The organism is Spiroplasma sp. ChiS (assembly GCF_002968355.1).
Lineage (GTDB): Bacteria > Bacillota_I > Bacilli_A > Mycoplasmatales > Mycoplasmataceae > Spiroplasma > Spiroplasma citri.
In genome coordinates this window covers 1-1,144 of the sequence record NZ_PUUH01000150.1, presented here as the reverse complement: position 1 = coordinate 1,144, position 1,144 = coordinate 1, and the positions used below count along the sequence as shown (strand labels likewise).

Annotated in this window: 2 protein-coding genes and 1 pseudogene; all 3 read right to left on the bottom strand. The window is 20.8% G+C overall.

Annotated features, from left to right (window positions below; genetic code table 4):
• Nucleotides 1-297 (bottom strand): annotated as a pseudogene (locus C6B38_RS04600) (hypothetical protein); the annotation flags it as partial.
• Between the two features lie 125 nt (nt 298-422).
• Nucleotides 423-863 carry a DUF3627 domain-containing protein gene (locus C6B38_RS04595; RefSeq protein WP_105298831.1) on the bottom strand — a complete coding sequence of 147 codons (441 nt, stop codon included), beginning with the start codon at nt 861-863 and terminating at the stop codon, nt 423-425.
• On the bottom strand, nt 841-1,005 hold the full coding sequence (locus tag C6B38_RS10590) for a hypothetical protein (RefSeq protein WP_199558579.1): 165 nt from the start codon (nt 1,003-1,005) through the stop codon (nt 841-843). Before C6B38_RS10590 ends, C6B38_RS04595 begins: the two co-directional genes overlap by 23 nt.
• Between the last annotated feature and the right edge of the window lie 139 nt (nt 1,006-1,144).

Sequence of the window (1,144 nt, the reverse complement as noted above, 5' to 3'; positions counted from 1 at the left end):
AAATTTATTTTTTGAAATTCGATAAAACTCATCTAAATAAGTATTTATATCAAATGAATTATGTAAATTATTATCATAGATAGCATTAATATATTTATTTATGCTTTTGGTTATATTGCTTTTTTCATTTATTTGTTCGTTTTCTCTTTTTGATAAATTATATAAATAGGGCGGATCAGTTAATATTAAATCAACGCTATCGTTTTCTAATGTCTTTATAAATTCCAAAGCATCTCCATTTATTAATTTTCCTAAATTTGTTTTAAACATTTTTTCACCCTTTGCCTTTCGCTTCACTTTAAAGGTGATCGCAGGCACTATACTATTGTGTTTTAAAATATGCAGTGAGCTTTATATGTTATSTCTATTTAATATATAATCTTAAAACTTTGTATATTATTTAAAACTTTTTTGGGAATATTTTAATTTAAACTTTTTAAGTCTTTAATTAATTGTTCTTTTTTWTCAACACTTAAATTTGTTAAATTATTTTTATTTGCTTTTACTTTTTTAGGTTCACTTGAAAATAATGMTTTTTTCATATTAATAGAGTAATTTTTTTTATATTGATTATATAAATTAATTAATTCCGTTCCAGTTAAACTCTTTCAAATATTACGCTTTAAATTTTCATCATATTTTACAATAGAATAATAATTATCATAAATTAAACCGATTGCTACTTGATTACAATTTTTTTCACTCTGATAAATAAACTTATTACTCAATCAAAAACCAATATGACGATTATGATTGGGTAAATTTATAAATGAAGCTTTATCTGTTCTAAAAACTATAAATTCTCTTTGAATAAAGTAATTTTCTATGTTAATATTCTTCTTATAACTTGGTTTCTGATACATTACTCAAATCAACTCGCTTTCGGTTACACTGCATTGAACAAACATTTAACTTAAAATACAAACTATCAACAATTTTTTTATTCAAAATAGAATGACAAATTTGACATTTACGTTTAATAAAAAATATTCAAATTCCTAACATAATTAATCACACTCCTTAAAATTTGTAATAAACATTGTTATATTTAATGTTTATCTATTGATAATTAATCACACTCCTTAAAATTTGTAATAAACATTGTTATATTTAATGTTTATCTATTGTTTATTTATTGTTTAAT